Origin of the sequence: Bacillus pseudomycoides DSM 12442 (assembly GCF_000161455.1) — a bacterium.
GTDB lineage: Bacteria > Bacillota > Bacilli > Bacillales > Bacillaceae_G > Bacillus_A > Bacillus_A pseudomycoides.
Map to the genome: position 1 here is coordinate 5,313,193 of NZ_CM000745.1, position 5,494 is coordinate 5,318,686.

General features: G+C 30.3%; 7 protein-coding genes and 2 pseudogenes. 5 read left to right on the top strand and 4 right to left on the bottom strand.

Going from position 1 to position 5,494, the window contains the following annotated elements; translation table 11 throughout:
* The first annotated feature begins 112 nt into the window (after nucleotides 1-112).
* A pseudogene (locus BPMYX0001_RS29800) lies at nucleotides 113-342 on the top strand (hypothetical protein).
* A gap of 160 nt (nucleotides 343-502) precedes the next feature.
* Here the strand turns inward: BPMYX0001_RS29800 and BPMYX0001_RS33430 are convergent.
* The 3 genes from BPMYX0001_RS33430 to BPMYX0001_RS26940 all read right to left on the bottom strand — a co-directional run bounded on the left by BPMYX0001_RS33430 (nucleotide 503) and on the right by BPMYX0001_RS26940 (nucleotide 1,880).
* Nucleotides 503-664 carry a glycine zipper domain-containing protein gene (locus tag BPMYX0001_RS33430; protein WP_006097342.1) on the bottom strand — a complete coding sequence of 54 codons (162 nt, stop codon included), beginning with the start codon at nucleotides 662-664 and terminating at the stop codon, nucleotides 503-505.
* A 566-nt stretch (nucleotides 665-1,230) separates the two neighbouring features.
* The gene (locus BPMYX0001_RS26935) at nucleotides 1,231-1,686 is read right to left on the bottom strand and encodes a hypothetical protein (protein WP_006097343.1); all 456 of its coding nucleotides are present in this window, start codon (nucleotides 1,684-1,686) and stop codon (nucleotides 1,231-1,233) included.
* On the bottom strand, nucleotides 1,686-1,880 hold the full coding sequence (locus BPMYX0001_RS26940) for a helix-turn-helix transcriptional regulator (RefSeq protein ID WP_000956453.1): 195 nt from the start codon (nucleotides 1,878-1,880) through the stop codon (nucleotides 1,686-1,688). The genes BPMYX0001_RS26935 and BPMYX0001_RS26940 overlap by 1 nt, the downstream gene beginning before the upstream one ends.
* Nucleotides 1,881-2,290: 410 nt before the next feature.
* Between BPMYX0001_RS26940 and BPMYX0001_RS26945 the strand changes: the two genes are divergently transcribed.
* The 4 genes and pseudogenes from BPMYX0001_RS26945 to BPMYX0001_RS26960 all read left to right on the top strand — a co-directional run.
* Complete coding sequence (locus BPMYX0001_RS26945; protein ID WP_006097344.1) at nucleotides 2,291-2,497, top strand: helix-turn-helix transcriptional regulator; 207 nt, start codon at nucleotides 2,291-2,293, stop codon at nucleotides 2,495-2,497.
* Complete coding sequence (locus BPMYX0001_RS26950) at nucleotides 2,494-2,925, top strand: hypothetical protein (RefSeq protein ID WP_033799451.1); 432 nt, start codon at nucleotides 2,494-2,496, stop codon at nucleotides 2,923-2,925. Before BPMYX0001_RS26945 ends, BPMYX0001_RS26950 begins: the two co-directional genes overlap by 4 nt.
* An 18-nt stretch (nucleotides 2,926-2,943) precedes the next feature.
* Complete coding sequence (locus BPMYX0001_RS26955; protein WP_006097346.1) at nucleotides 2,944-3,138, top strand: hypothetical protein; 195 nt, start codon at nucleotides 2,944-2,946, stop codon at nucleotides 3,136-3,138.
* Nucleotides 3,139-3,379: 241 nt separating this feature from the next.
* Nucleotides 3,380-3,985 (top strand): annotated as a pseudogene (locus tag BPMYX0001_RS26960) (Tn3 family transposase); the annotation flags it as partial.
* Nucleotides 3,986-4,114: 129 nt separating this feature from the next.
* Here the strand turns inward: BPMYX0001_RS26960 and hblB are convergent.
* Nucleotides 4,115-5,494 (bottom strand): hemolysin BL regulatory component HblB (gene hblB, locus BPMYX0001_RS26965; RefSeq protein ID WP_081449595.1); only part of this gene is annotated, 1,380 nt, incomplete at its 5' end.

Sequence of the window (5,494 nt, forward strand, 5' to 3'; positions counted from 1 at the left end):
ATGTTACCCCTTTTTGGGATTTATGTTAATAATACCTTATGATGTGGTAAAATTTAGGTGTTCTATTAATGTGAATATACATGAAGTTTAGAAAAGAAAGAGGAGGATTTTTATGGTCAATAATTATATAAATAAAAAAGATCATCTTTTTTATAAAAAACGTTTTTATAATGTTTTAGCCTCAATTCCTTTTGTAGTTATCACTCTAATAGTAACTTATTTATCAGATTTGGGATTAACTTTTTTGCAACCTTAACTGGAATTTCAGTAATAACTTTATTAATTCAGTTCATTTATTATTATTCAAATTGGAAAAAATCTCTTAAGTTAATGGTTTTATGAATAAAAAGTCTCTTCAGAAGATCTGAAGGGACTTTTTGAGATTTTTAGATACATGGACTACTGATAAGTGGGATTATGGTAACTAAAATTTATAAGAATAACCCCTTACCACTTCAAAGGTAAGGGGTTATTCTACTGCTGTTGTATAGAATAAATAAAGCTATTTTTTTTGTTTTATTTTAGAAATTCCAAATCCAATAGCAATGCCAATTATTATACCCAGAGCAAGGTTATTAATAAGCAACCCGAAGGTTGTCCCCAAGCACATTCCTATAGATATTCCAATTACCGTTTTTGCATCACTTTGTATATTCTTATTCAAAAAGATATACCTCCTTTCTTTTAAACTATAAATTGTAAGGTTCAAACAAATGACATATTTATAGTGTCGTAAAGATAAATAACAATAAATTAAATTAATTATATAATAAAATTAATTTAATTTGCGCATCTATATTATAAAGGCTTAATTTATAATTCTTTGAATGTATACTTTTATTTATATTTTTGAGGATACCAAGGGAGTTGGGATTAATCTAACGAGATTAAAAAAATGAAAGTAAACTTATGGGTAAAAGTTTACTTTCGATTTTTTAACATTTACAACTAATTTTGTAATAAATTTCTCAATATAGATATAGCTGTTATAGGGGTCACCATACATAGCCATCAACTTAAGAAATTGATTGCTCCCCACAACGATAAAAATAAACTTGGTTACCATAAAAGACATCACGTTTTCATTCTGAAAGCATTATAAAAGTTGATTATGCAGGTACCGATTATTAAAGAAATAATGCAATAAGATTAATCGCTACATCAATAAAGATAATGTATATAAAAAAACACCTTTCATTAATGACTAATGAAGGGTGTTTTGAATTAATATTATAGTTCATCTTCTTCCGCTTTTTTACTATTATATTTACTATATCCATTCATGCATAGGCCAAAAAAAACGCCGCCTATACTGTTCCCAATAAGGTCCCTCATGGTAATTGATTCTCCAGATAAATGTGTTAATAAAGTATATAAAACAAAGAAAATAAAGCCTGAAAATATCGATTTTCGTATCAATGTTTTATTATTTGCAAAACGTAAGTATATTTTTTTGACTCTCATCATTATAACTATATAAAGTGATGTCGTTAAAAGAATAATTAAAGCTAAAATACCAAGTGATGTAACCTCTTTATTTAAAATCAAATCATATAGGATAGCTCCAAAACAGATAAAAAGAGCTAGAATTCCGGCGTTTGCCATTATTTCGAAGGCAGTATTTTGTTCTCGTTCATCAACAGAAGTACCTTTTCCGAAAAGATATAATTTTAATAACTTAGACATTAATCTTCCTCCCAAAATAAATCATTTAATGTAACACCTAGACTTTTACAAATTTCAATACATAATTTCAAAGATGGGTTGTATTCGCCTTTTTCTATTAGACCGATTGTCTGTCTACTTACGTTTGTTAATTTTGCTAATTCCCCCTGTGTCATACCCTTTTCAAGTCGAATTCGCTTTACTTTGGTAAGCATATTAGAAGCCTCCAATACATTTATTTCCTTTGTAATATATATATTACATTAGTAATATATATACGTCAATGGTTAGAGGTTTTAACACCTTATATTTCCAGGGATATCCCTCTATACAAATCAACTTTATAAATTTGTATCCTATGACCTTCTTTTGTTTTAATACGCATATGTGCATTGGCTTTTTGTATCATTTGCATAAAGTTTGGTAATTTAAAAAAATTGATAATTTGTATGAAAGTTGGATAAAAACTGTTTCTTATTTTTGAAGAGATCTCTAAGGATTTAAGTTACTTTTCAAAGCTACAAACAGCTACTATTTTATGATATGAAGTTGTTTTTTAGTTTTATGTAACTTATACTTTACATAAGGTAATATATAAGTTACATTATTCTGTGGAGGGTGTTATATGAAAAATCACGTGAAAATTGCTCGTGTCAAAGCAGATTTAACACAACAGCAGCTTGCTGATGCAGTTGGTATTACAAGGCAAACCGTCAGCTTGATTGAAAAAGGGAAATATAACCCGTCACTAAAGCTATGTTTACAAATTTGCTATGCCGTAAATGCAAACTTAGACGAAATATTTTGGATAAATCAGGAGGATTTTGAATGAAGAAGATTACAGATGAAAGACTCATTTTAAGGAATTTGAAAAATATTAGAATTACGTATATTGTCCAAACAATCGGGATCTTATGTATCCTTGGTTACGAGTTCTTTCAAGGTGGACTTGATGGGATGCGTGAAAACCCACTTTGGATGGTATTTATTTTAACATCTGTTGTATCTGCATATTTATCGATGAGTGTTAGTGTGGAACATGAAAAGGAAATAAAAAATCCAAAGAAATCACTTATTGTTAGTATGGTAGTACTAACTATTATTGTAGTGACTGTTGCATATCTTATTTCTATTACACCAAACTTTAGCTGGATTGATGGTCTATTATTAGGAGCTATTGTATTTATTTGTGGATTTATACCGCTGTATTATGTATATAGATTAAGAGTAAAGCAAGAACAAGATTTAGAAGATGAATAGAGAAAGGTGATAAATTTGGTGTCATTTTTTAAAGAAGCAAAACTAGTTTGCCATATTTGTTTTAAAGAAATTGTTGAAGGGGAAGAATTTATTGTTCGGTTGAACTTACCCACTAAATCAAGAATGCCTGTCGGGGTATTAGATAAAGTATTAGTAAAAAATGCGAAAGAGATTTTGTGTGATCGATGTAATCAGCAGAATACGTCCGAATAATTAATTGTAGCGCACCTTGAAATATTAGATAGCTAAATTTTAATGCCTGCTTATTCAATGATGTATTGAAGTAGTTTTTAACGCTTTTATATGATGGTGTCATGAGTTCTAATCAAACTTTTTTATAAATAATAACTCTAGATGTATTGTGTAGGAATTCGTTTTGATTAATCTTTTTCAAAATGGATTCTTTTTATTTGTTGCAAAATACACGTTCAATTAATATTTTGATCAAACTCTATCCTATCAACATATTGATGGATTGTTCTCACACTCAATTGATTGGAATTTGATTGAAAATCATTATAAAGATATGTTACGTGTAGTGATGTCAATTAAAATGGGACGGATTCATCCTTCCACGATTTTAAATAAGTTAAATACATATAGTAAAAAGAACAAGTTATATCAAGCTTTTCGAGAGTTAGGTAGTGCAATTCGCACTTTATTTTTGTTAAATTACCTATCTAATGAAAAATTGAGAAGTACAATTCAAGCAGCTACAAATAAAAGTGAATCTTTTAATGGATTTGCGAAATGGTTATTCTTTGGTGGAGAAGGAATTATTGCAGAGAATAATCGGGAACGTCAAAGAAAAATCATTAAATATAACCATCTAATCGCTAATTGCTTAATTTTTTATAATGTATTTCAACTTACACGGATTCTTCATGAATATATACAGGAGGGAAATAAAATTGATGCGGAAGTATTGTCTGATCTGAGTCCCTATGTAACATTCCATGTGAACCGCTTTGGAAAATACCGACTAGATTCTAATAGACGTCCTCCAGATATTGAATTTGATATACCTGTATCACCGATTCCAATTGAAGTAGCTGGTTAATCTAAGCAAGAGTGGAGGATAACTCATATAACCTCCTCTCTTGCTTTACGTTTGTGAGTGGCTCCAAAAAGAAGGAATCGTAGCCGTACCCCCAATAGCTGCCTAATTTTTCTGTCTAACTTTCCGGGTTCAGTTCATTATATTTTCTACTTTGTCTTTATATACAATGTATTCTTTCCCATCCACTACTGCTACCACCGCAAATTCATCTTTTGGATTGAACGAAAGCCAGTCAGCCCACATGTTTGTATTTGGTCCTCCACTCCACATGTTATGAACAGTGTTTTTAGTTAAATTCATAACTTTATAAGACGCATTTGGTGCATTTGTTCCAGTCTTTATTTCAAATGTGTATGCGTTATGAATTTTTTTATAAAAGTAGAAAACGTTTGATGGACGAAGCTGATTCATAAGATCCTGTTCTTTTTTCTCTGCAATTTTCATCCCTTCTTGTAATGTGACAACATCTGTTCTTAATGTTTTCCAACTGTCTTTAGCTGAATTCAAGTTAGGGTTTAAGAATTTATATCTATTTTGATCAGCTTTTTGAGATGCTTTATCAATATGTCCCAGTACACTCGAATATTGAGAGTCTAAATCATCCCATTGCGTGGACATATAAGTAAGAGCAGTGATAGCATTATCAATCGTACTATGCATATCACTAATATTATGAAACGCAACTCCAACTACACGATTTAATGTTATTTTATAATCTACAGTCTTACGTAATTCTGTTAATGTAGGCTCTAATCGGCCTAAATTATCTCTTGCTGTACCTATCATTATACCACCAGAAATCAGCGTGGGAATAAAAGGGATCTTTACCATTGTTAATCCATCAGATTCTAATTTTTTATAATAGTTTACTTGTCCTAAAACTTCATCTAAACGCTTTTGGTCAGTCTCCACATCAGCACCTTGGTTTTTTAAAATCGATTGCAATGTCTCTTTATGGCTTCCAAATGCTCTAACATCTTGTCCAATATCGTCTTTTAACTTAGTTAATTCTTGTATTAATTTTTGTGCATGCTCTTGGTTTTGTTGAATTTCACCTCGTAAATCTGTAATTCCTTTTTTTAAAGTATCTTCATTCCCTGTATTAATCGCCTCTACTAATGTTCCATAATGATTATCAAATTTTGTATCATATTCAATAATGTCTGTCAATGTATCTAACAGCTGTTTTTTCACTTGCGTATCCCATGTAACAGCATGTGCTCTTGCATTCTTTTGATCTTGTACAATTTTAATAGGCAAATCTGCATACCCATTAATAGTAATTCCTTCAAAACTCACATCTGGATTATTGATTAATAAATAAGAATATTCATTCATAGATTTTGCAAACATCCCAGCATCTTGCAAAGCTTTTTTCATTTGTTCTTCATTTGCTGAAAGAGACATATCTCCAGTGTTAGTTTGTTCAATTTCACTTGCAAAGGCTGTTACTGGTGTAACTACATTAGCTGTTGTAATAGTTAAAAACGTTGATACAGCGAGTATTTT